The 25652-nt window shown below is 45.7% G+C and carries 17 protein-coding genes and 1 tRNA gene; 10 read left to right on the forward strand and 8 right to left on the reverse strand.

Annotation, left to right across the window (positions count from 1 at the left end; all coding sequences use genetic code 11):
• Positions 1-2 precede the first annotated feature (2 nt).
• From AC1DP6_RS15205 to AC1DP6_RS15215, 3 genes are read right to left on the reverse strand one after another with little or no spacing between them, the layout of a single operon-like run.
• Positions 3-1652 (reverse strand): RagB/SusD family nutrient uptake outer membrane protein, encoded by a 1650-nt coding sequence (locus AC1DP6_RS15205; protein WP_477055581.1) that lies wholly within the window; start codon positions 1650-1652, stop codon positions 3-5.
• A gap of 18 nt (positions 1653-1670) precedes the next feature.
• Positions 1671-4811 (reverse strand): SusC/RagA family TonB-linked outer membrane protein, encoded by a 3141-nt coding sequence (locus AC1DP6_RS15210; RefSeq protein WP_477055677.1) that lies wholly within the window; start codon positions 4809-4811, stop codon positions 1671-1673.
• On the reverse strand, positions 4723-8832 hold the full coding sequence (locus AC1DP6_RS15215) for a hybrid sensor histidine kinase/response regulator transcription factor (protein ID WP_477055582.1): 4110 nt from the start codon (positions 8830-8832) through the stop codon (positions 4723-4725). The genes AC1DP6_RS15210 and AC1DP6_RS15215 overlap by 89 nt, the downstream gene beginning before the upstream one ends.
• A 384-nt stretch (positions 8833-9216) precedes the next feature.
• Here AC1DP6_RS15215 and AC1DP6_RS15220 point away from each other — a divergent pair, with 384 nt between their 5' ends.
• Both AC1DP6_RS15220 and AC1DP6_RS15225 read left to right on the forward strand, forming a co-directional pair.
• The gene (locus AC1DP6_RS15220; protein ID WP_477055583.1) at positions 9217-9411 is read left to right on the forward strand and encodes a hypothetical protein; all 195 of its coding nucleotides are present in this window, start codon (positions 9217-9219) and stop codon (positions 9409-9411) included.
• A gap of 32 nt (positions 9412-9443) precedes the next feature.
• The gene (locus AC1DP6_RS15225) at positions 9444-10064 is read left to right on the forward strand and encodes a hypothetical protein (protein WP_477055584.1); all 621 of its coding nucleotides are present in this window, start codon (positions 9444-9446) and stop codon (positions 10062-10064) included.
• Positions 10065-10208: 144 nt separating this feature from the next.
• Here the strand turns inward: AC1DP6_RS15225 and AC1DP6_RS15230 are convergent, their stop codons facing one another.
• Positions 10209-10427, reverse strand: coding sequence for a hypothetical protein (locus tag AC1DP6_RS15230; RefSeq protein WP_477055585.1), 219 nt, complete (start codon positions 10425-10427; stop codon positions 10209-10211).
• 128 nt (positions 10428-10555) lie between these two features.
• Positions 10556-10626, reverse strand: a tRNA-Gln gene (locus tag AC1DP6_RS15235).
• Positions 10627-10860: 234 nt separating this feature from the next.
• Here AC1DP6_RS15235 and AC1DP6_RS15240 point away from each other — a divergent pair.
• The 7 genes from AC1DP6_RS15240 (at position 10861) to AC1DP6_RS15270 (ending at position 21150) form a co-directional block, all read left to right on the forward strand.
• Positions 10861-12399 (forward strand): glycosyltransferase family protein, encoded by a 1539-nt coding sequence (locus AC1DP6_RS15240; protein ID WP_477055586.1) that lies wholly within the window; start codon positions 10861-10863, stop codon positions 12397-12399.
• A gap of 97 nt (positions 12400-12496) precedes the next feature.
• Positions 12497-13048, forward strand: a complete 552-nt coding sequence (locus AC1DP6_RS15245; RefSeq protein ID WP_477055587.1) for an RNA polymerase sigma factor — start codon at positions 12497-12499, stop codon at positions 13046-13048.
• A gap of 89 nt (positions 13049-13137) precedes the next feature.
• Positions 13138-14178: a FecR family protein gene (locus AC1DP6_RS15250; protein WP_477055588.1), complete on the forward strand. Its 1041-nt coding sequence runs from the start codon at positions 13138-13140 to the stop codon at positions 14176-14178.
• A 108-nt stretch (positions 14179-14286) separates the two neighbouring features.
• The gene (locus AC1DP6_RS15255; protein ID WP_477055589.1) at positions 14287-17646 is read left to right on the forward strand and encodes a TonB-dependent receptor; all 3360 of its coding nucleotides are present in this window, start codon (positions 14287-14289) and stop codon (positions 17644-17646) included.
• 12 nt (positions 17647-17658) lie between these two features.
• Positions 17659-19050, forward strand: coding sequence for a RagB/SusD family nutrient uptake outer membrane protein (locus AC1DP6_RS15260; RefSeq protein WP_477055590.1), 1392 nt, complete (start codon positions 17659-17661; stop codon positions 19048-19050).
• Positions 19050-20090: a cyanophycinase gene (locus AC1DP6_RS15265; RefSeq protein WP_477055591.1), complete on the forward strand. Its 1041-nt coding sequence runs from the start codon at positions 19050-19052 to the stop codon at positions 20088-20090. Before AC1DP6_RS15260 ends, AC1DP6_RS15265 begins: the two co-directional genes overlap by 1 nt.
• Before the next feature lie 22 nt (positions 20091-20112).
• Entirely contained in the window at positions 20113-21150 is a 1038-nt protein-coding gene (locus AC1DP6_RS15270) for an isoaspartyl peptidase/L-asparaginase family protein (protein WP_477055592.1), read from the forward strand.
• Between the two features lie 64 nt (positions 21151-21214).
• Here the strand turns inward: AC1DP6_RS15270 and AC1DP6_RS15275 are convergent, their stop codons facing one another.
• The gene (locus AC1DP6_RS15275; protein WP_477055593.1) at positions 21215-21487 is read right to left on the reverse strand and encodes a hypothetical protein; all 273 of its coding nucleotides are present in this window, start codon (positions 21485-21487) and stop codon (positions 21215-21217) included.
• Positions 21488-21665: 178 nt separating this feature from the next.
• Between AC1DP6_RS15275 and AC1DP6_RS15280 the strand changes: the two genes are divergently transcribed.
• Positions 21666-22112, forward strand: a complete 447-nt coding sequence (locus tag AC1DP6_RS15280) for a hypothetical protein (RefSeq protein ID WP_477055594.1) — start codon at positions 21666-21668, stop codon at positions 22110-22112.
• A 3-nt stretch (positions 22113-22115) separates the two neighbouring features.
• On the opposite strand, the gene AC1DP6_RS15285 is transcribed toward AC1DP6_RS15280, so the two are convergent.
• Positions 22116-22865 (reverse strand): LytR/AlgR family response regulator transcription factor, encoded by a 750-nt coding sequence (locus AC1DP6_RS15285; RefSeq protein WP_477055595.1) that lies wholly within the window; start codon positions 22863-22865, stop codon positions 22116-22118.
• Positions 22862-25564, reverse strand: coding sequence for a sensor histidine kinase (locus AC1DP6_RS15290; protein ID WP_477055596.1), 2703 nt, complete (start codon positions 25562-25564; stop codon positions 22862-22864). The genes AC1DP6_RS15285 and AC1DP6_RS15290 overlap by 4 nt, the downstream gene beginning before the upstream one ends.
• Between the last annotated feature and the right edge of the window lie 88 nt (positions 25565-25652).

The raw sequence follows: 25652 nt of genomic DNA on the forward strand, positions 1-25652 counted from the left end.
GATTAATAGGAATAAGGCACCGGTGGTTTCCTGAGATTGGGTGCCGCTGATAATTCAGCCGCGGGATAAGGTAACAGGAAGTTGCTTTCGGTAACAGGGTAGAAAGCGGGTGTGTCGGAGTTAATGGTCCAGCTGGTGGCATTGGTGGCCGTATTAGGCACAATCCGGTAGGTGCCTTTATCCTGGGCATTGAGCAAGGCAATGGCTTTTTGCGGATTGTAATAATGCAGGCGTAAGATATCGTACCATGCCTGACCTTCCATTGCCAGCTCCAGTCTTCTTTCTTTATAAATATCATCCCAGGTGATGCTTGTTTTATCACCCAGTCCGGCGCGTTTGCGGACCGCGTTGAAATATTTCAGTGCTTCTCCGTCTGAAGTGCTGGCAGCATTGCCTAGTATAGTTTCTGCATACATCAGGTATACATCTGCGAGTCGCAGCATATAGGTATTAATTTCCGTATGCTGTTGGGTTACTTTGCCATCATTATCTTCTGGTCTGCCTACTACATATTTTTTGACCCAGGCGCGTGTGTTGTACCTGTCAGTGCCGTTAAAATTCCAGGGCACCTGTAATTCCTGTATGATCTTTTTACCGGGATTATTAGGGTCATCCACTGACTGATGGATGTAGGAATAGTGGTCGCCGGGGAACATAAAGGTACCTTTACGTCTTTTGTCATTGGGAGAATATAACCTTAACTGGTCCAGTGAAGCGCCGAGATCCGCTCCCCAGCCATCGGCAAAGCCGGTGATTTCAGAGCCGTAGGCGAGAAATGCCTGCACACTGTTTTGTGTGCCCCAGTCGCCATCATATTTCCATTGCAGGGAAAACAGGCTTTCGGAATTATTATTATTTTTTGTGAGAAATAAGTCTTCATAATTGTTTAGCAACGAAGCACCACTGTTGACAATGACATCGTTGGCAAACCATTTGGCGCTATCCAGATCTGCCTGTTTGCGTGTCATAGAGCTGCTAAGGCCTGCGCGGGTGAGGTATATTTTTGCAAGCATACCTTCTGCGGACCATTTCGTGAGACGGCCTTTCTGTATAGGTGTAGCAGGCAAATTGGCGGCAGCAAAACGCATCTCCCGGATAATAAATCCCCATACCGTTTCCACTGTATTGCGAGTAACGGAGGTATCTGTTACCAGCTTATAGTTATCCTCGATTACCGGTACCGGCCCCCAGTTTTGTACCAGGTAGGAATAGGCCAGTCCGCGCATGAAACGTCCTTCAGCAATGGCGGCATTTTTTACATTGGCAGGTACTGATGCTGCCGTGTATTTGGTGATGTTGTTAATCGCCATATTGGACTGCGCTACCACGTTGAAGAAAGCCGTCCAGGAACTGTATACTTCGGGTGTAATGTCTGTGGTCTGCATCCGGATGTTATCCACCTGGTAGGAGCCCGACATGAGCACACCGGCTCTTCCATCACCGAGGCCATTGGCTGCTTTATCGTTATATGCAAACCATACGATGCCATACAACGGTGCGGTGCCAGCCATTACCTGGTCGGAGGTCTGGTAGAAATTAACATCCACAATGGCGTCTTCCGGGGGTCTGTTTAAGAAGCTCTTACTGCAGCTGCCCAGGACAACCAATAATGTGAAAGCGGTCAGGTATCTTTTATAAAAATGATTGTTCATTGTAATTTTTTTACTGCATTAAAAATCAACACCTACGCTGGCAGAATACATCCTGGTTAAAGGATAGCGGCCGGCATCCACGCCATAGAACTGGCTGTTTAGCTGCACTTCTTTACCAAGAGAAGCACCTACTTCCGGGTCATAGCCTTTGTATTTGGTAAAGGTGGCCAGGTTCTGTACGCCGATGGATAAGCGCACTGCTTTGATCACCGGTTGTTGTTTGATGAGAGACGCAGGCAGGGTGTATCCCAGCTGAATATTTTTGATCCTGATATAGGAACCATCTTCTACAAAGAGGTTGGTGAAGCGGTTGCCATTGCCATTTACATCCGTACCGGTAATTCTTGGTACGGTGGTACCAGGATTCTGGAGGGAAGCTTTTGTTCCATCGCCGGTTACACGTGCATAGTCAAATGCTTCCACCAGCAGGTTGCGTCCCAGGTTGATATTATTGGGATTCAGATTTTCATAGCGCAGGTAGTTGTAGATGTCGTTGCCTTGTGTGCCGGTGATCAGGATGTTAAGATCAAATCCTTTATAGGAAAAGGTGTTAGACATACCGAAAGTGAGCTTGGGCCATGGGTTGCCGATATTGGTCTGATCGCGGGAGTCGATGATGCCATCCCCGTTCAGGTCTTTATATTTAATATCACCTACCCATACGCCGCCATCTTTGACAACATCCAGCCTGCTGCCATCGGCTTTTGCAGGGACTGCACTTTTGTTAATTTCATCTACGGAGGTGAACAAGCCATCTGCTACGTAGCCGTAAAACAGCCAGGGCGCCTGACCTACAGTAGCACGTGCACTGAAGTTATTCATATACCATGCAGAACGGGTAACCACGGCTGCATCTGAATAGAATTCGGTGATTTTTGTTTTGAAAGAGGATACGTTGAAGTTGGTTCTCCATACAAAACCACTGCTGCTCTTTATGTTTACGGTATTCAATGTGATGCCGAAACCTTTGTTCTGCAAGGTGCCGATGTTCACCGTAGGAGGAGTAATAGCACCTTCTCCCTGGGTTCCCATATAAGCCGGCAGTGGATTTAGCAGCAGCAGATTGTTTGTTTTTTTGATATAGTAGTCAGCTTCCAGTTGTATCCTGTTATCCAGTATGCTGAGATTAAATCCAATATTTTTTGTGGTAGTAGATTCCCATTTGATATCAGCGTTACCGTATACGTTGGATTTATATCCGTTTCCCCAGGGAGTGGTCACTGCACCCAGACTGGAGTATTGGCCGCCGCTACCGGTGCTGCCGGTAGTACCATATTCCGCGCGTATTTTCAGGTCATTGATGAAGGGAACATTTTTCATGAACGGCTCACTGGTAATACGCCAGGCGGCAGATATAGAAGGGAAGTATGCCCACTGGTTGTTAGTGCCGAAGATGGAAGATGCATCGGCCCGACCCGCCAGTTGGAGAATGTATTTGTCGTTATACACGTAATTAACACGTCCGAGATATGATTCCAGCGCGCCGGAACCTTTACCACTACCGGTGGTTTGTCCCTGGGCATTACCGAGGTTAATGGAGGGGATTTCGTTGCTGGCAAAGCCGATGCGGGTAGCACTATAGCTCTGGTAGTTCCAGGCCTGTGCTTCATGGCTCGCCATCACACTGAAGCTGTGTTTCTTAATTGTTTTATTGTATTGTACCAGTTCATTCAGGTTCCAGTAGAAGTTTTTGTTGGTACTGATACTCATGCTGGCATTTTCATTGGAATTATATCCCAGCTGATAGGTGGGCGTAAATTTGGCGCCATCTGCATATTCGAAGTTGCCGTTAAAGCTGGTACGGAAAGTAAGGCCCGGGAGAATATTGATTTCTGCACTGAGGCCGCCCAAACCACCTGTTCTCTTGTAGTCGTTGCTAATAAGACTTGCGATCGCCAAAGGATTCAGCGGGGCAAACTTTGCATTGCTGCCATACTCATTTTCTGTAGCGCCGCCCCAGGAGCCATCGGCATTTTTTACCGGGATATTAGGTGCCAGGTTGATCGCATTGCGGATCACATCTTCACTGGTAGAAGCCAGTTTTTCTTTTGTCTGGTAGAAGTTGAGAGAGGTACTTAATTTAAGCCAGTCAAAAGCTTTGTTGTCCAGGTTCAGCCGGAAGGAATATCTGTTGAAGTCAGATCCGGTAGCCACACCCTGCTGACTGAAATATTCACCTGCCATATAATAATTGGTCGTTTTGGTACCATTGCTGACAGTGATCTGATGCTTTTGCAGCGGCGATACTTTGAAGAGGGCCTCCTGCCAGTTGGTGCCAGCGCCAAGCACCGAAGGGTTTTTGAATTCTGCGGTGGGCGTGCGGTTCAGGAGCGTAGCAATTTCGTTGTTCATGATGGCAAATTGCTGCAGGCTCATGGTTTTGATTGGATCTGGTTTTTCCTGGGCAGTATAGAGATAGTTGTATCCCACTTTCAATCCTTGCTGACCTCTTTTGGTGGTGACCAGGATTACACCGTTAGTTGCACGGGAACCGTAAACAGCTGTAGCGGAAGGTCCCTGTAATACTTCCATGGACTCAATGTCTGAAGGGTTAATACCCGCGAGTGGATTAACGGAGCTGGTAGCACCGTAGGAAACGTTGGCAGGCTGTATCTGCACTCCGTCAATGACATACAAGGGTTCGTTGGTGTTACCAATGGAGTTAACTCCGCGGATATTGACGGAGATGCCACCTCCGGGTTGCCCTGAGTTTTGTGTAACGTATACACCCGCTGCGCGGCCTTGTAAAGCCTGATCCAGGGTGGTGTTGATTGTTTTGTTGATGTCTGCGGAAGAAATGGATACCTGCGCGCTGCTCTGATCTGTTTTCTTCATGGTACCATAACCTACTACCACTACATCCTGCAGGGCACTACGGGTTTCATTCAGTACTACGTTCAACGTGATGGCGTCGCCTACTTTTATCTCTTTGGCGGTAAAGCCAATAGAGGTAAAGACTAATACCTGACCTGGGGCAGCAGCGATGCTAAACTTGCCATATTGGTCTGTGGCTACGCCGGTGTTGCTGCCTTTAAAGATGACGGATGCGCCGGGAACAGGTTGTCCTGATTCATGAGCGGTTACCGTGCCGGTAACTTTTTTTCCTGATGGAGGTGGATTTTGTGCTTTTGCTGTAATGGCAAAGGCACAGCAGGTGATCGTTAACCATACCCATAGGAACCACCTCTGTTATATTCATTTCCGTTTGGGTAAGCAAATAAGCGGCGCGTTGTAAGCGTACACCCCGGATAAATTCTATAGGTGGTTGTCCGGTGATGGCATAAATGCGGCGGTAAACGGATACCCTGTTCATAAATAGTTCTCTGCTGAGTTCTTCCACAGAGAAGCCTGTGTTAGAAAGATTCTTTTCCACAATTTCCAGCGCTTTCTGCATAAACTTTTCATCAGCAGATAATACGGCACCGGTAACGGCAGGAGGGGGTAGCATCATCATTTGTTTGGCGGGCGCCCTGCGTGTCAGCAGGTTGCGCACCCTCGACAGCATAATCTCAAACCTCACAGGCTTTACAATATAATCATCGGCGCCTTTTTCCAGACCGCGGAGTTGTTCTTCTTCGCCCGTCATAGCCGTTAATAATATGACAGGGATCTGCCGGGTACGGTTATCGCTTTTGATCTTTGTGCATAAGGCGATGCCATTCATCACCGGCATGTTTACATCACTCACCACCAGGTCCGGGTGGGCGGATAGTGTTTTTTGCCAGCCGGTCAATCCGTCTGGTGCTTCTATAATATGGTAATACGCCTTCATGTTTTCTTTCAGATAAAAACGGAAGTCGTCATTGTCTTCTACCAGCAGGATGGTTTGCTTTTCTTCTTTCTTGAATACGGAAGGAGCTTCCCGAAGTACCGATTCCTGCTGCGGCTGTTCATATATATCCAAGGGGCCCGTTTCTGTTATTTCGGCCATTTCTTCCATTGCAGGTTGAATTGCCACTGGTAGTATTTCAAATGGCAGGTGTAAGGTAAAGCAGGTGCCTTTATTCACTTCACTGTTTACCACGATGGTGCCCTTGCAGAGTTTTACAAATTCTTTGGTAATGGCCAGCCCAATACCACTGCCCTGGTTGACAAATCCTCCCGGAGAATCGCTATGGAAAAACTGTTCGAAAATTTTTTCATGCCTCTCCGGCGGGATGCCTATACCGGTATCTGCTACTTTAATTTCCAGCAGGGCCTGTTCACCTGTGGTGGTGAAGCTGGTGAATACTTTAACGGCGCCTCCTGCCAGCGTGAACTTGAAAGCATTGGAAAGCAGGTTATAAAGAATCCGTTCTATTTTATCATGGTCAAAACTGGTATACAATGTTTCATTGTCTGCATGAAAAAAGAACTCCACCTGTTTGCGTTCTGCCAGGTCTGTAAAAGAATATACTACCTCCCTGATGAAGCCAATGATGTCGCCGGCGGCTGGATTTAACTTCAGTTCCTGCATTTCCATCTTCCGGAAATCCATCAGCTGGTTGGCCAGGTAGAGCAGCCTTTTGGCATTACGGCGTATCAGGTATAATTTATGGCGGAAGTTATGATCTTCTTCGTGGGAGATCACTTCTTCCAGTGGCGCCAGTATCAGGGATACCGGCGTCCTGAATTCATGGCTGAGGTTCGTGAAAAGTTTGATCTTCAGCATGTCCAATTCATGCAGCTGCCGGGCTTCTCTCCGTTCCTGCTGTAATGCAAAGCGACGTTGTGCGCGTTGTAATACAATCTTTCTCAACAACAACAAGATGGCAGCAATGAGCAGTACATAGCCTACATAGGCCAGCGGAGTTGCCCAGAAAGGAGGTAATATGCGGATACGCAGTGATATGCCTTTCCAGGGTTGGGTGTTGTCATCGTTTACCGCTTTCAGTAACAGCGTATAGTCGCCGGGGTTGATATTGGTATAAGTGATACGCCGCGACTTTCCATCGGTAGTTTGCCATTCTTTATTAAAGCCTTCCAGTTTATAAGTATAGGTATACCTGTTTTTATCAGTGTTGGTAAAATCGAGTGCAGCAAAATCAATGGAGAAATCATTTTCATTGTGGCGCAACACAATTTCACGTATTTCAGGCATGGCAGCTGGTAATATCACATGGTTGTTCCGTTTTTCATTCACCGCAATGGTACGGTTAAAGAGCTGCAGACTGGTAAATACGATAGGAGGCTCGTGTCTGATCTGTTTTACTTTAGCCGGATCCAGGATGTTGAAGCCATCTGCTCCGCCAAATAATAATTCGCCGGATTTTAGCTTGAGCGCAGCGTTTATATTAAAGGCATTCCCCTGCAGGCCATCTTTTTCATCATAATTATGACAGCTGATGCTAATGGTACCTTTGGGATCGGATTGTACTATTATTTTACTTAACCCGTTGGAGGTACTTACCCAGAGATGATGATCATTATCTTCCAGCAGGGAAATAATATTATTATCGGGTAAGCCATCCTGCATGCGGAAATTGATGAACTGCTGTTTCTCCGGGTTATAGGCATTCAGCCCGTCGCGGGTGCCTACCCACATGATACCGCGGCTGTCGCAGAGCAGGGAGCTGGTGTTGTCGTTGCTCAGTTGATGAGTCTCGCGGAGGTAGTGTATATACACTCCTTTTGCTTTGTCCAGTACATCGATACCATAGGCGGTTGATATCCAGAGATTTCCTTTTGTATCTTCTGTCAGATCGGTGATAAAGTTGGAATGTACGGAGTTGGGTATGTTTACATTGTTATGGTAGAAGGTACCTGTAGACCGGTCAAATCTGTCGAGACCACCACCCAGCGTGCCTATCCAGAAGTTTTGTTGTTTGTCTTTGAAAATCTTCCAGACGGTTTTACTGCCTAGGCTCTTGCTGGTGGTATCGGTACGATAATGTGTGAAGGTACCATTACGGTAGTTGTCGAGCCCCCCGAAATAATATCCGATCCACAAGCTGTTATCATCGTCCACATAAAGACTTAAGATTACATAATTACTAATGCTATTGTTGTTGAGGGGTTGATGTGTCATTCGCGTAAAGGTGTTAGCGTGCCGGTCGAAATAAATTAATCCGGCGCCATTAGAACCTATCCATATGTTGCCGTTCCGGTCTTCCGCAAAACAGTTTACATCATTATAACTCAGGCTATGTGCATCTGCATATTTATGCACGTAGAGGTCAAATTTCATCATGTTTTCGGCATAGTAGCTAACCCCTCTTTTATAGGTGCCGCACCAGATAATGCCCCTATCATCCTTATATAAAGCGTAGATGGCGTTTTCCGCCACGCTTTTCACATCTTCTTCTCTTTTCTGCAGGTAATAAATCGTAAAGTTTTCTTTGTCCAGTACATTGATGCCGCCGTGGTCGGTTCCAATCCAGATCTGTCCTTTTTCATCCTGAACGATGCTGTTGACGATATCATTATTTAAAGCACTGTTTTTTGATGATAACCGCCGTACCGCGCCATTTTTGCTATTGATATATATGACGCCGAAATCACTGCCTGGCATGTATACCCACATGTCCTGCTGTGCATCTGTAAACAGCCGGAATGATATCGGTTTATTATCTACGAAACGGGTAATGGCATCGGAGTGTGTCAGCAGCTGGCTGGTGTTGATATCCAGCATATCTAATTCACCATTCAGGTAAAGGACTCCGAGACGGTTGGCGGCTGTTTTCGTAATATCGGCTACCGCTACGCCGGCATGATGGAGGATACGGCTGACAGTCCCCTTCTTTTTTTCATTGATACGATATATGTTACCATCCTGGTAGCCTATCCAGAAGGAGCTGTCGGCTTGCTGGGTGCAGGTAATACCTGTTACCGGAAGCCCTTTGCTTTTCAGCCAGGCGCCGGCATCTGAAAACTGTTCTTTTACCGGATCATACAGCACATCTCCATTGCGGGTGCGGATATACAGCATGTTTCCCGGAGCAGCTGTAATCGCGTATACATAATCATCAGAGATAGAAGTCGGATCAGCCGCATTATGCCGGAATATTCTGCAGGTGAAGCCATCGTACCGGTTAAGGCCACTCATGGTGCCAAACCACATAAATCCGCGGCTATCTTTGAAGATGCAGTTGACCTGGTTGTTGGAAAGGCCATTGTTTACATTCAGGGAGGAAAACTCCTGGGCATTGGCATACAACAGCAACGACATTAACAGTGAGATCAGTATAGTTCTTTTTAGCATAACGTGTCGAAGGCATTAGCATAAATATAAACATATTAGGCTGATAATATACAAGTGTATAGGAGACACTTAAACAAAAAGATGATCGTCATCATACAACCGGGAAAACCTAAGCATACTCAAATGTTTCTCCTGATTTGAATTTCCTACTTATCAGGAGTGATGAGGCGGAGGTGGAGAAGGTATTGGAGAGGATGGAGTAGATTTCCGGCTACTCTTTTTTTGCTAAATGATAGCTTACACTATATTTTCCTGCTATTATAATGGCAACATGTAAAAAAATCTGTTATTGAAAACCTGTGAATGATAATTACAATTTCAGTAACGATAAAATTAGATCAATAGTTGCCAACAAGTAATGCATAAAAGGCATAATTTTGCTGTATGAATTCAGTTTTCTTATATAAGCAAATTAAAGACGCTCTTGTTAAACAGAGAGCTGATATAGCTGCTTCTCCAGAATATGCGAGCAAGCTGATTGATGACCTTGGAATAAGAGACCTGTTTGTTCCTAAGGTTAAGAAAACTGCCACTAAAGCGGTTGCAAAGAAAGCGGCTTCACCAAAAGTTGCTAAATAATAAATAGTTAATCCCCAATCACTTTATTTACAATGAATCATTCTAGTTTTATTTATTCATCCGATCCCGGATTAATGATTGGTTTTCATGGATGTGAAGAAGAGGTAAGAGATAAAGTTGTATTAGGTAAAACATCACTTAGACCAAGCACGAACGACTGGGATTGGTTGGGAGACGGAATATATTTTTGGCAAAATAATTACGAACGTGCCTGGGATTATGCAACCAACCCGCCCCCAAACATCAAAATAAAAAAGCCGGCAGTATTAGGAGCAGTTTTCAGTTTAGGGAATTGTCTGGATCTATCTGATAAGAAATGGATAGATCTTGCAAAGTTTTCATTTGAAAATTTGAAAAAATCAGCTGATTCGGGTGGTATCGAACTTCCCGCCAATACTAACCCTGGACATGATACAAATTCGAAGGATAAAATAGTAAGAAGGTTAGATTGTGCCGTAATTAAGAATATTCACATACTAATTAACCTTTCTAGATTTAAGCCATTTGACGCTGTTAAAGGAGTTTTCTTTGAAGGCGATCCATTGTACGATGGTGCTGGTTTTAACGATAAAACACATATTCAGATTTGCATACGTAATCCTAATTGCATAAAAGGATATTTTCTTCCTCGCAGAACCGTAAAATGGTCCTAAGACCATCTAGGTAGGCGATTCGATTGATGACTTTTCAGAAATTTCCGAAAAATAAGAGATGATTCAAAGCGATCCACCTCAAAGTAATGCTCGGTTGTTGAAGGTCCGAATACGTGCTATTTTTTAGCCACATCCGACTTCGTCTTAATTCGTTCCATCACATCCGATAATTCCGAATCTTTTTTCTTTGGGAGACAATATGATAGTAATGGCTCCTACTGCGAAAGGTATGAACAGCAGGAAAGAGAGGGACATTATAGAGAGTATCTTCGTCCATTCATCAATGTTAAAAACGATGCGTAAGAAAATCGCATATCCAACAGGAATAGCAATGATTTTTAAAGTGAGGATTGTATTTTTCATGGTATAGAAAGGTTGGAATGGAGGCAATTTCTGCAAAGGAAATAAATAATCAGGATAGCGATACGGGCTAAAAATGAAAACGCTGCAAACTATTGGTAGCCAATATTTTTGCAGCGTTTTCATTTTTGTTGCCGAACCTGGATTCGAACCAAGACAAACAGAGTCAGAGTCTGTCGTACTACCGTTATACTATTCGGCAATAGTAAATCAGGACCGCAAAAGTAGAACTTTTCTGATAAATACCAAATTTTTACCCCATTTTCTTCCAAAAAATTGCAGTAAATCCTTGATAGCCATACTTTCATCTTCCACTGAATTGCTGTTTCAGTCGCTTCTCCTATACTTGTACACGCAGTACAACCCTGAATCAAACACCCTCATTAAGGCACAAACCATAGATCCTGCCGGTCGGATCAAATATAAAAGTTAAACTATGTTTTTATCACCCCCCCTGCCCGCTAATACGCCTGCCAACAGCTTCGGCGCCTTTATTTTCGCCGATCGCCGTAATCGCCTGCTATTGGCTATCGCCGTAACTACAGCTGTTATCAAGATGGTTATATTCAAACATTTTTTTCCCTACCTGGATTTTACTTCAGATACCGGCTCTTATATGCAAACGGCCCTGCAGAACCTGGATCATAACATATGGCCTATCGGCTACTCCAAGTTCCTGTGGCTATTCCACCAGGTGTCGCATTCTGAAACGGCGCTGGCAGTGCTGCAGTTAACCCTGCTGGAAACAAGTGCTTTCTTCTTTTATTTCAGTATTGTATATATTTTTCATCCGGATAGCTACTTCCGGTATGGGTTCTATGCCTTTCTGCTCATTAACCCGTTATTTCCTTTTCTGAGCAACTACTTCATCTCTGATGCGGTATTCCTGTCGCTGGGGCTTACGTGGATAACGCTGCTGCTATGGATGCTGCATAAGCCCACTACTTTAATACTGGTGTTGCATGGTGTGGTGCTGGGACTGGCTTTCACGATTCGTTATAATGCCATGTTTTATCCGTTTGTGGCGCTGATCCCTATATTATTGTCCCGGTATAAGGTGTGGCAGAAGGCAGCGGCTATTTTGCTGCCTATGGTGCTGATAGCATCTTTTGTGTTGTTTATCCGGCAGCGCTCTTATGAACATGCCGGGGTGCGGGAGTTTTCAGTTTTCAGCGGATGGCAGATGATGAATAATTCCATGTACATGTTACAGTACCGGAAGTTGGATTCAACGGATGTACCGCCGAAGTTCGCGGTCATGCATAAGCTGGTGTATACCTATTGTGATAGCCTGAGGAGAAGTGAAAGGAAGAAGCATGTGTTTGAAGGATCTGTATTTATGTGGGATAATATAGGACCGCAGAAGTCTATGCTACGGAACTACTGGACAATTAATAAAGATAAGGACGCTTATACCGCCTGGGCTGCACTGGCGCCACTGTTCAGGAGTTACGGAGCGTATATGATCAAAAAGTATCCGGCTGATTTCTTTCATTACTATTTGCGGGAAAATGCCATGCTGTATATACTCCCTGAGCCGGAGGTATTGAATGCTTATAATCGCCCTTATATGGGTTCAGACCTGAAAAATGTGAGTGCTTTTTTTAAGGATGGGAAAACGGAAAAACCAGAAAGCAAGTACAACGACCTGCAAAGCACGCTCATGGCATTATTTCCTTCATTAATCGTTATTTGTCATTTACTGTTCCTGGAAGAAACCATTCGCTACCTGATCAGGAAAGGTATCCGCAAGTCCAGCCGGAAGTTTAATATCGCCTTGCTGTTATGCTGGACATTTATCTTCATCAATTTTGCTTTCAGCGTGCTGGCAGCGCCTATTGTGTTGCGTTACCAGGTATTATTGATTGTGCTGTTACTGGGATATACGTTGCTGCTAACGGAAATAACAGATATGCCCTCTTCCTCCCACGAAGAGGCGGAGCTGGAGAAAGAGCGGGTTATGCTGGGGATCTGAACGAAATGCAGCATTAATGATTTTTCGCAGTATCTTAACCGGAGGATGCGCGGAGTCAACAGGTGATTCCGGTAAAGCATCCGGTATATGATATTGTATGTCTTATGAAGAAGACAATAGCACTTATTGGGAACGCCTGAGGAACGGCGATAAACAGGCGTTGTTTGCGTTGTATAACAACACTTATTCACATCTGCTGAGATTTGGATTGAAAATATGTGGCAGCGATGAACTGGTAAAAGACTGCATCACACAGTTGTTTTTACAGTTGTGGAGCCGGCACCAAAGCCTGCGCCCTGTTACCAACGTACCTGCTTATTTATTTACCGCCCTCAAAAGACAACTGTTGGACCAGCTGGCCTACCAGTCCAGGATCCATGCCGCCATTCACCGGGCAACGGATAAAGACGCGGAAAGTGAATTATCTTATGAAGAAATCATTATCCAGGTACAACAGGATGAAGAACTGAAACATCGCCTGCAACTGGCCATGAAAGCATTAACCCCCAGGCAGATTGAACTGGTGCGATTGAAATTCTTTGAAGGCCTGACCTATGAACAAATAGCCGCCCAAACTTCCCAAACCGTGAAAACGGCCTACAATACCATTTATGATGCTATCAAGGCACTCAGGAAAATGCTGAAATAAGCAGCTTTCCATCTCCCGGAAAAAAAGTTAAAAAATCCTTAGGAAAAACGACGCATTCTGCCGTCTGTATAATCAAAGGCATTACCTACATGAATTTCCAGGAATACGAAGTCATCGATTTTGCATGTGATGAATCTTTTCAGCGCTATTGCCTGGAAGAACATGATAAGGATGTGTTGTTCTGGAAAGACTGGCTGCGCCAGCATCCTGAAAAGCAGGAAGCAGTAGCGGAAGCCCGCAGTATTGTGGCGTTGTTGTCTGCCAGGCAGGGCAGCCGGTTAGAGCAACTGAAACATCTGGAAGATGGGATTGCACGGTATGATCTGCTGCAACAGGCACTGGGCAAGGAATCCGGGCAGGATATTGTCCACAGGCGCTTCCCGCGCATGTGGAAGTATGCCGCTGTGATAGGAGGAATGTTGCTGTTGGCGGGTGGTATGGCACTTTTTTATCAGCATAAGGTTCACCCGAAAGAAGCGGTGGTGATCAATGCCGGTAAAGAACCCCGGAAAACGGTGGTACTGTCGGATGGCTCCTCTATTGTTTTACGGGAGAATAGTACCGTACAGTTGTCTCCCGGATTTAACCGGGAAAACAGGCAGCTCACCCTCACCGGGGAGGCCTTCTTCGATGTAACACAAAATGCCCGGCATCCATTTATCGTACATACTGCTGCCGTAGATATCAAAGTATTGGGCACCGTTTTTAATGTAAGCGCCTATCATCATCGCCAAACGGAAACTGCTTTATTTAAAGGGAAAGTAGAAGTTACGCTGGTCAACCATCCCGAACAGAAAATTGTATTGCAACCAAATCAGAAATTAACAACAGATATAACCAAACCTTTTGCCATAGCGCCATTGAATGCAGATCCGGTGGACCACAAAGCCAAAGAAATAGCCTGGGTAAGAAATCGTCTGGAAATCGAAAATGAACCCCTGGAAGTGATCGCAGCGAAGCTGGAGAAGTGGTACGGTATCCCGGTGGTATTTGCAGATGAAGAAGTGAAAGAATACCGTTATTCCGGCACCTTCGAAAGCGAAACAATACTCAAAGCACTGGATGCTTTGCAGTTATCTTATCCCTTTAGCTTTAAAATGCAGAACGGAAAAATTATTATCAGCAAATAAAGAATCGTACATCAGCCAAAAATAAAGAAGGGGAAGTGCTGGAACACTTCCCCGGAAAAAGGTCAGAAAATGTCGGGATTGATCATTTACTAAACCAACATCAAAGGTATGTTAAAACTTGTATTCCTGGAATGGAAGGGGAAACCTGTTCCCGCCGGCAAACTGCTGCTCACTATGAAATTGACAATCTTTCTTTTTTTGACCTGCCTTCAGGTGCAGGCTATTTGTTTTGCGCAGGAAACGATTACCCTGCAGGTAAAAGAAACAAGTATAAAACAATTGCTGAAAACACTGGAGCATCAAACGGCTTACCGATTTGTGTTTCATGATAAAACACTGCCGGAAAATAAAAAAGTGACGGTGGCCGCAAAAGATGCTACGCTCGATGCCGTGCTCATACAGGCATTTTCCGGTACCAACCTCGCCTATACGCTGAAGGAAGATGGCCTGGTAGTGGTATACGCCCAAACCACCACTGCTACAACAGTGGCGGATAATATCACCATCACCGGTACCGTCAGGGGAATAGATAACCTGCCCCTGCCCGGTGTTACGGTAAGAGCTACCGGCACTACTGCGGGCACACTCACCAAAGTAGATGGTACCTATCAACTAACGGCACCCGACAAGGCAACATCGCTGCAGTTCTCCCTGATAGGATATGTGAGCCAGGAAGTAGCGATCAGCAGCAGCCGCGAAATCAATATCACACTCATTGAAGATATCAAGACACTGAACGCAGTAACGGTTACCGGTTATACGAATTATGCGAGGGATAAGTCTACCGCCGCCTCCGGCGTAGTAGGCTCGGATAAAATTACACAGGTACCCATGGGTAGCTTCGACCAGATCCTGCAGGGACGTGTACCCGGCATGGTAGTAGCCGCCGGCTCCGGACAGCCCGGCAGCAGCGCCAAAGTAACCATAAGAGGAGTAGGTACCATTAACGGTAACTCTTCCGCATTATATGTAATGGATGGTATCCCAATAGAAGCCGGGGTATTCCAGGGCATCAACCCGGAAGATATTGCCTCCGTAACTGTCCTGAAAGATGCTTCAGCTAAAGCATTGTACGGATCACGCGGTTCCAACGGCGTCATCGTCATCACCACTAAAAAAGGACAGTCCGGAAAAGTAGCCATCTCCTATAAATCGCAATACGGCTTTTCCAATATGACTACGCCGAAATACGAGATGATGAATTCGAAAGAAATCCTGCAATTCCAGGAGGAAGTGGGGCTGGAGACCGGTGAAAGTAATGGACCTGGTTGGGATTATTCTCCCAAAAATCCTGACTATGCTACTAAAACGCCCGCAGAGAAACAGGAAGCAGACCGTATTATCGATAGCCTGGGCAACATGAATACTAACTGGAGGAAAATTTTCCTGCAAACAGGAAAGTTCCAGGAACAACAGCTGAGCGCCAGCGGAGGTAATGATAATGTAAGATTTTATAGCTCGGTGAATTACTTTGATCAGCAGGGTATTGCCAGAACATCTGCATTAAAACGTTACGCCCTGAAAAATAATGTGGATTTCAATGTGGGAAAATTAACGGCGAATATTAATATTGGTCTCGCCTATACGGAGTCGTCTTTCATTCGGAATGAAGCCTCCAGCAGCGGCGAAAACACGCTGGCAGCGGTATACTACGCCATGCCATATGAATATCCTTATGCGAAAGATGGTACCCTGATGACCCGATACAACCGCGATGAATACCCTACATTGGATCCACGCGAAGGTAGTAAAGCGCTGGAAGCCATGCTGAATACTTCCAATAAGGAAAATCAGATAAAGAGCATTATCGGTACTTCCCTGAACTATGAACTGGCAAAAGGACTCATTGCAAAAACAAGACTGGGACTGGACTTCAGAGAGACAACGTCTGAGGCGTATGTAAACCCGGATTCCTACTCCGGCTATAAAGTAGATAATGGTGCTAAAGGTAGTTTCGGTGAAGGCACCACCCGGAACTTTACACTGGTCAGCACTTCCGGCTTAACCTATGCTAAAGTAATCGACAAACATGATTTCGAAGTATCCGGTTATTTTGAATTCACCAAAAATAACTACCGCGCTTTCGGCTATACCGGGTATGATCTGGATGGAAGATTTCCTGCTACACCGGCAGCTATCACACCGGGTTCTCCCTTTGCGCCAACCTTGAGTGGGGGCAGAACAAAAAGTGCATTGGCTTCCTACATTGCAGTAGGTCGTTATACCTTCAATGAAAAGTACACACTGAACGCCAGCTACCGCCGTGACGGTGCTTCTACGGTGCCGGTAAATAACAGGTGGCATGGATTTTATTCCGTAGGATTTGGCTGGGAAGTGAAACGTGAAAACTTCCTGAAGGATGTTGATTTTGTGAATAACCTGCGCTTCAGGGCCAGCTATGGTACTTCTGCCAATCCGTTTTCCGGTAATGGCCCCTTTTCCTACTTCCGTACTTTTAAAACAAATCAGTATGGTGGCAACCCGGCCATTTATCCTTATCAACCCGGTAACGCGGCCTACGATTGGGAATACGCTAAAGAATTTAACGTGGGCTTTGACCTCGGCATATGGAATAATCGTATCCGTGTAGTGAGTGATGTATATAATAAAGTAACCAATAACCTGTTTGTAGATCAGCCACAGTCTATTACTTCCGGGTTTTATACCATCTCTCTCAACTCCGGTTCTATGCGTAACAGGGGAATAGAAATGGATATCCAGGGAGATGTGATCCGCCAGAAAAATTTTAGCTGGACGGTAGGTGTCAACTTCGCCTATAATAAAAACGTAGTTACGGATCTGGGAGCAGCTAATGAGTTCACCCAGGGACTTTCCCAGATTGTAAGAGTGGGCTTGCCATATGGTTCTCACTATGCCCCTAAATGGGCGGGCGTGGATCCTGCCAATGGTAATCCGCTTTACTATGATCGTAATGGAAATAAAACAACCAATTATAATGAAACTGCTTTAAGCGTAGCCGAATTTGGTACTTATATACCACCGTTCACCGGTGGGTTTAATACCGGCCTCACCTGGAAAGGATTTTACGCGAATGTGCTGTTTACATTTGCCGATAAGAGTATGCGATATCTGAATGAAGATTACTATAATGAAAACCCTTCTTTCGCCAGTAGTAATCAATCCAAACGGATGTTGTATGACCGCTGGAAAAAACCGGGTGATAACGCCATCCTGCCAAGGATTACAGCCGGCAGGAATTACTCTTCAAAAGATATACAGGACGCTTCTTACCTGCGGTTAAGGAACGTAAGTATTGGCTACAATTTTCCAAAGGAAATCCTTGGGCACATAAAGTTTGTACAAGGTATCCAGGTATTTGCACAGGCGCAGAATCTGTACACCTGGACTAAATGGAAAAGTTTTGATCCGGAAAATAGTGACGGGGACGGTATGTTTGACTACCCCAGTGCGCGGACTTACACTTTTGGCCTGAATGTTAATTTCTAAAACAAGAAACTCATGATGATCCGTCATTTAAGATACCTGGTGTTGCTGTTGCCTTTTTTAATTCTTTCCTGCAACAAGCAACTGGATCTGCAACCTACCGATAGTATTATTGATCCGGAAAGAACCTTCCGCAATGTGGCCGACCTGAACAGTGGGCTGCTGGGAGCTTATTCGGAGTTAACGTATAACACCATCTATAGCGTATCGCTGCTTACAGATGAATGTACCCTTCCGAATGAAAATAACCTGGGCAGGGGCGTGGCTTCCTACCGCTGGCAGATAGATCCGGGTAGCACCACTATCACCGGTTCTTTTGGGGAATATTATATCACCATAGACCGGGTGAACCGCGTATTGGGAGCTATGAACAGGGTACCTGCCAAAGGGGCTGATATTGTTTTGAAAGACAGGTACCGCGGCGAAGCTTTAGCACTGCGCGCTTATTGCCATTTTCAATTATTACAGAGTTATGCGGAAGCATACGATCCGGCTGCCATGGGCGTACCGTTTATGGATACTTCCATCGTTAGCTTTCCAGCCCGCAACACTTTTGGTGCTGTGATGGCTGCTATAGAAAAAGACCTGCAACAGGCCAGCACTTTAATTCCTGCTGATGCGAATGACAACTCCCGCATTACATTGACCGGTGTATCTGCAATCCGCGCCCGGGTAGCGTTGTACGAAAAGAAATGGGATGATGCGATTACCTACTCCACTGCCGCGATTAATGCCCTGCCACTGGCCAGTGCCGCCGATTTTCCAGGCATCTGGACAGATACGAAACAATCAGAGGTGATCTGGAAACTGAAGCAGGTAGCCAGTGTGAACGATCCTATAGGTGCTGTCTATTATGATGGCGATGTTGTTTATTATGCCCCTTCTTTTGAATTAATTAACACATTTGACAAGGCCAATGATGTTCGCTACGGTGCCTATATCCTCTTCGATGATACCCGTGGAGATGGCACTTCGGAGTACATCGTTAATAAATATTTTGGTCCGGATGGCAACGTCGGACTCACAGATATCAAGCTTTTGAGAACCGGTGAAATGTACCTGATCAGAGCTGAAGCCCTGGCAGAGAAAAGTAAAGTAGCCGATGGCGCCACCGATCTGAACGACTTACGCGCCGCACGTATCAACGGCTATACGCCGCAAACCTTCAATGATAAAGATGCATTGATTGCCGCTGTTTACACCGAACGTTTTAAAGAACTGGCCTTCGAAGGGCAACGATTATTTGACCTGAGAAGACGTGGTTTGTCTGTTACCAGGGAGCCGGCAGATGCGATCAACGCGCAGGGAGCAGTACTCCTGAAACCCGGTCAGAAAGGATATGTATTTCCTATTCCTGATGCAGAAACGAAAGCGAATAAAAACATGAAACAAAATCCAGGCTACTAATGAAAATAAGCACTCTTCTTCCATTCATAACAGCAACGGCTATATGTTTTAGCGCCTGTAATCAGCACACAAAACAACTCCCCACCGTACCAGGTCGGCCGGGATCTATTGGCATCATTGGCGATACCGCCGATATAACCACACCGGTACAGGGTGGCGTAGCATTGATTGGCGGTGGTGGCAATGTGGATGGCGCTTTCCAGTGGATGATAGCACGCAGCGGCGGCGGCGATGTAGTGGTCCTCACCGCCTCGGGGAATGGTGGCTACAACCACGACATCGATTCGCTGGGGAAAGTGAATTCCGTAGAAACACTCAACATCACCAGCCGCGAGCTGGCCAATAATGATACCGTTGCCAGCATTATCCGCAACGCCGAAATGTTGTTTATTGCAGGTGGCGACCAGTCGCGCTACATGAACCAATGGCGAAATACCAAAGTAAATGCGGCCATTAATTACCTGCTGCAGGAGAAGAAAGTACCGGTAGGAGGTACCAGCGCTGGCTGTGCTATCCTGAGCGGTCTTTACTACAGCGGTGAAGGTGGTAGTGCTGTTTCGGATTCCGTGCTGGCCAATCCGTACGACTCACTGGTAACGCTATATAACAACGATTTTCTGCATGCACCTTATTTGAAGGATGTAATCAGCGATCAGCATTACCTGAAGCGTGGCCGCGAAGGCAGACACGTTACTTTTATGAGCCGTATCATCAGAGATCATGGTATCTTTCCGAGGGGAATTGCGCCGGATGAAAAAACAGCCGTTTGTATCGATGAGCAGGGCATGGCCAAAGTATTTGGCGTAAGTAAAGCCTGTTTCATTTTAACAGATAGTCTGAAAAAACCTGAACTTTGTGAAAAGGGACAGCCGCTGCAATGGAACCATAACGGTCAGGCATTGAAGGTATACGAAATCCCTGCCAGCGCTTCCGGCAACGGTAGTTTCTCTGTAGCGGATTTTGATCCGGCCAAAGCCAGCGGTGGCACCTGGTATTGGTGGTGGGTAGAAAACGGGCACCTGAACAAGAAAGCCATTTGATTACTTCTTAATAAACGTTGATATGAAAGGTAGGTTTTGTTATTTGTTTTTCCTGGTGCTGGGTATGCATCTTTTCTCAGCAGCGATGGCGCAGGAAAAATCTTCCTATGTATTGGTGATTCATGGTGGGGCTGGCACTATTCTCCAGAAGAATATGACACCGGAAAAAGAAGCTGCTTATAAAGCTTCCTTAAAACAGGCGCTGGAAACAGGATACAAGGTGCTGCAATCCGGTGGTAGCAGTCTGGATGCGGTAGAGGCTACTGTAAGAGTGCTGGAAGATGATTCTCTTTTCAATGCCGGTAAGGGTGCTGTTTTTACGCATGAAGGCCGCAACGAACTGGATGCTGCTATCATGAATGGTAAAACGAGGGCTGCGGGCGCGGTAGCAGGTGTTACTACGGTACGTAACCCGGTAAGCGCTGCCAGGGCAGTGATGGAGAAATCAGAACACGTGATGATGGTAGGCCCCGGCGCAGAAAAATTTGCCAAAGAAGCCGGACTGGAGATAGTGGATCCTTCTTATTTCAGGACAGAGACTCGCTGGAGAGATCTGCAAAAAGCACTGCACGAGGATTCTATTGCCGCAGCTAAAGCCAACGCCTATACGAATCCGGAGAAGCTGGGCATCAAAAACAAAGACTATAAATTTGGTACCGTAGGGGCCGTAGCGTTGGACAAACAGGGAAACCTCGCTGCAGCCACTTCTACAGGAGGTATGACAGATAAAAAATATGGCCGCATCGGCGATTCACCTATTATTGGTGCCGGTACTTACGCTAACAACCAGACCGCGGCAATTTCGTGTACAGGTTGGGGTGAGTACTATATCCGTAATGTGGTAGCGTATGATTTATCTGCACTCATGGAGTATAAAGGACTGAGTGTACAGCAGGCTGGTAATACTGTTATCAAAAAAGTAGGCGATATGGGCGGCGACGGCGGTTTGATTGCATTAGATAAGAAAGGTAACATGACCATGTCTTTTAATACTGAAGGCATGTACAGGGGAGCGGTTACCAAAGATGGTAAAATTGAAATTGCGATTTATAAAAAATAAATGATTTACGGATGCCGGTATAAGCCGCCTGAAAGGGCTACAAGTACCCGCATCCGTAAATATTTTACCCTTTCATGGGGCCTTTTTCCGAGTCGCCTTCTTCCGGATTTTCATCGTCTATATCCTCATCCGTAATATCCTCTTCTTCCAGTAACTCGTCTATTTCCAGATCATCGTCTTCTTCATCCAGTAATTCATCGGAAGCGTCTGCTCCTTGTCGGGATTGCTCATCCTGGTTGCCTTTTGGCGGCACGGGCTGTTGTCTACCCTGAATAATATCATCAGGTTGCAGATCATCATCGCGCAGCGGGCCGGGTGTTTTAGGTTGTGTTGTCATGATCAAAAGGTTTATATAAGGGGTCCAAACATCGCACCATTCAAAAAGTATTGGTTGTCAGCATTTAAAGAATGCCCCTGTTGCGTAAATAAATACACAGTTATAATCACATTAGGGAATATGGCGAAAAGTGATATTTTTGAGCCGTCAATTGTAAAAAACAAGACCCTACTATCCAATGAGAAGATTATTATCCGTACTAACCCCGGTATGTTTATTGTTAGCCGCCTGTAATGCCAGCCACCGTGATGAGCCTTATGCTGGCAACTGGACACAGATTACCCGTATTAACAACGAATACGTGATATACGTTCCCTGCGCCCTGGACCTTAGAAAAATGAAGGTTACCGATTCTGCTATTCATGAAGTGTTGCCCATGGAGGTAAATGACTGCCGTATCGTTAATATAACTACGGTGGGTGAAGGCTACCACCTGAAGGGGAAAGAGTCCATCTACACATTTAAGTGGGTGGATCAGAAGAAAGGGACCGCAGAATGGACTATTCAGTACTCAACTTCTTCGCCGGAAGAGAAGGTGTTTTTTGTAAACAGTATTCACGAAAAGGAATTCAAAAAAGTGCATCAGCCGGAAAGTGATTGTAATACCAGCAGCGATGCGAGGTAGTGGCTATTTCATCAGCAGTTTAAGTACTTCTTCTTTTCGCTGCCTGGAAACAGGTACCTGGCTGCCATCTTCCATAGAAATGGCGCCACCTTCTGTTTTTATCCAGGCCGTTATTTTGCGGCTGTTAACCAGGTGCGACTGATGTGTGCGTATAAAGTGCTGGCCGGCCAGGAGGTCGTTATACTCTTTGAGTGTTTTGCACACGATTATTTTTTTTTGCCCGGAGATATATACATGCGTGTAGTTACCTGCAGCTTCGAGGCGTATAATATCTTCCGGTGCAGCAAAAATAATTTTATCTGCCAGGGGGAAGGCGATGCGGTTTTCAGCTATAGGCTTGCCTATATTGGCGATTAATTCCCGGAGCCGGTTGTTTTCCTGCTGGGGAATAATTTGTGTAATGGCTTTTTCCACGGCGCCGGATAGTTCCAGCGCATCAATAGGTTTCAACACGTAGTCAATGGCACAGGCTTTTACGGCAGCAATGCCGTAATGGTCATAGGCCGTTACAAAAATCACTTCAAAGTTTCGGGGGGCCGGAAGGGATTGCAGCAGCTGGAAACCAGATCCGCCAGGCATTTCAATGTCCAGGAAAATGAGTTGCGGTTCCAGTTGCTTAATGAGTTTTAATGCAGTTGCGGCGGAATTGGCTTCTCCGGCTATCTCTACAGCCGGACAGTATTCTGCCAGCAGTACACGGAGGTTATCCCGGCTCTTATCTTCATCGTCAACAATGATGCTTGTTATTTTCATGCAGTTTCAATTGGAATAGTTAATAATGCCGTAGTGCCGTTCCCGTTACTAATATGCAGATGGGCGGATTGACCGGTTATGCTGAATAGCTGCAACCGTTCCCGCACCAGTTTTAATCCCATGCTTTTATGTGTACCCTTGTCAATGTCTGCCGGATAAAACCCGTTTCCATTGTCGTGTACAGAGATTAGTAAAGCAGCGTCCTTTTTTACGGTTTTGATATGCAGTGATCCGGCTTTCCCTTTAGCGGCAATACCGTGTATAATAGCGTTTTCCACCAATGGTTGTAATACCATAGCGGGTATTTCTACCAGGTCGGCGGCAATTTCTTCTGCCGTATCCATGTCAAAGGAAAAGTCAAAGCGTAGCTGTTCCAGCTCACAATATAAGCGAACAGTATTCAGTTCATCTATGAGCGGCAGGGTGTTTTTTTCTGCATTATGCAATACACTTCTCAATAGCAGCGAAAATTTTACGAGGTAGGTATTGGCTGCTTTGTATTGGGCAGTGTTAATCAGCGATTGAATAGAATTAAGGGCATTGAAAATAAAGTGGGGATTCATCTGGGAACGGATGGCCTTTACTTCCAGCTCGCGGATAGCGGTTTTCATGGCTTCCGCTGCTTTGATGTTACGTATGCGTACGCGGTAAATCCATATGCCGGCTAAAGCCGTCAATAGAATGGAGCCGAAGCTCCATCCTATGATGTTCATCATATTTGATTTTTGTGTGGTGGAGAAGCGGGGCATTTTTGCCGCGGCATCAATGGCATTCTGCAGTTCCTTCCATACATTATTTGAGGTGGGAATGTGGTCATTCACAATTCTTCCCCACTGGTCCAGTACGACCACGTTACTTTGGTTGCTATTGCTTAGTCCGTATACCGCATATTTATCAGCACCGTTATTTTCCAGTTCAATACAGGTAACATTGGGAAATGCACTGAGCTTACCTGCTCTTTCCAGGTTGGAGAAGGACTCTTTTATCCATGCAAATACAAATGATACTTCCGGATGCCCCTTTATAATGCTCGTCAGCACCGTATCCTGATAATAAGCGCCATCTTCAAATATCACGCAGGTAGTTTTACCCGCCTTCGTGTCTATCTCATAGGTTTTACCATTGGCCAGTGGCAGCCTGGAGAAAGGTAAGCGGTTGCCCGGCGCCCAGCGTTCCATCAGCTGCCAGTCTTTTATGATCGGAGCTGTTAAGCTGCTGTCGTCGCAGTTGTGGATAAAGTCTTCGAAGTAAGGCTTCAGCCGCCGGTTGGCGGTCCAGCTTTTGCCCATCAGTTCCTCGTGGAGCCCTTTGGCCAGTTTAAAATACAGTGGATAGCCTTTTAGCGTAGATAGCAGGGCAAAGTAATCGCTGTAAAAGGAAAATGTCTCCATACCGCCACCAGCAGATATGCCGATGCGTGCTTTTTGATACAGGAGGAACCAGTCGAAATAATACTTATAGAAGTAGTTGCCGGGATAGGGGTTCATAAGCACTGGCATATTATCGATGCCACTGGTGATTATTTCCGGTATCTGCTGAAATGGCCTGAGGGAGCTATCTACCTGGAAGTTATGTGTATAAAGGAAAATCAACCAGTCATCCGCAATACGATATTTCCAGGCGGTTTTATAGTAATCAAGGCTGACGGGTGTCGCCTTTCCTTCATACGATTTCAGTATGGTATTGAATTTAGCACTGGCTGTTTCCTGGTTTGTAAAGACTTCCGTTAATCTTTGGGACCAGCTCATATTACTGAGACCATTGTTATTAATGTCGAAGACACTGGAAATATCATCGGCCAGTTTGCAGCTCCAGGCGGCATTACCGGTTAAAGTAACAACGGAAGTATCAGTCGCTGTGTTGATCTCCAGTGTATCGCCGGGGTTTAGAAACAGCGTACTTTGATATTTTCCAGTAAAAAAAGTCCCCGCTTCCGGTCCTTTTAGCAGCAATGAGCGGGAGAATACTCCCTGACCGTTTATCTGCACTTTGTAGCTACTATCTCCTATCTGTATGGTCGCTTCCTGGTTGCGTGCCAGCTTCAGGATACCTTTTACCAATACATTGCCGTTCACCGGAAAAGAGGCAGCAATGAGCAGGTGTGAATATGGCCCGGTATTACCAGGAATACGTAGTGGTGCACTATTTTCCGGACTGCGGTGGTCCAGCACTTCCTGTACCATTGGCCGGAGCTCTTCCACTTGCATGGGCGAATAGGTGGAGGTAGCATATACGCCAACCCGCGTTTGTGGACTATAGTCGGCCAGCGTCACTGGTAAAGGAGGCTGTTTTTTATCTGCTTCCAGCGACACGATTTTTCCAGCCGCGTTGATTTCCAGGTGGAAGGTGCCTTTAGGAGGCTTTTTATCCAGCCCCTGTTGATAAGCAGGATAATAACTGTCAGACCCCATCCAGCCATTAGTAGCTCTCTGAGGTTTATTGAAAATAATCCTTTCCTGGGTGATGCTATATTGCTGGTTTCCGTTGGGTAATTGCCGCTGCAGACGGTACCGCAATACATACCGTTCGGTGAACAGCATGAATGGTTCCTGCCTGGCGTAAGGGCCATTTTCCGCGCCCAGCGTTGTCTGCATATTGAACCAGTCGCCCGGTTTCAATGTAAAATAGCCCGGCTTATCCTGCGCCGGCAACAGGTAGGGCAGGCATAACAGTAATAATAAATAAACTGTTTTTTTCATGATACAATAATTTTATTGTACCAAAGCTATCTGTATCAGAAGCCCGGTTTCTATTCACCTAGCAGATGGTAAGGCTGACTGAATATCC

Source organism: Chitinophaga sp. 01L420 (assembly GCF_056399985.1).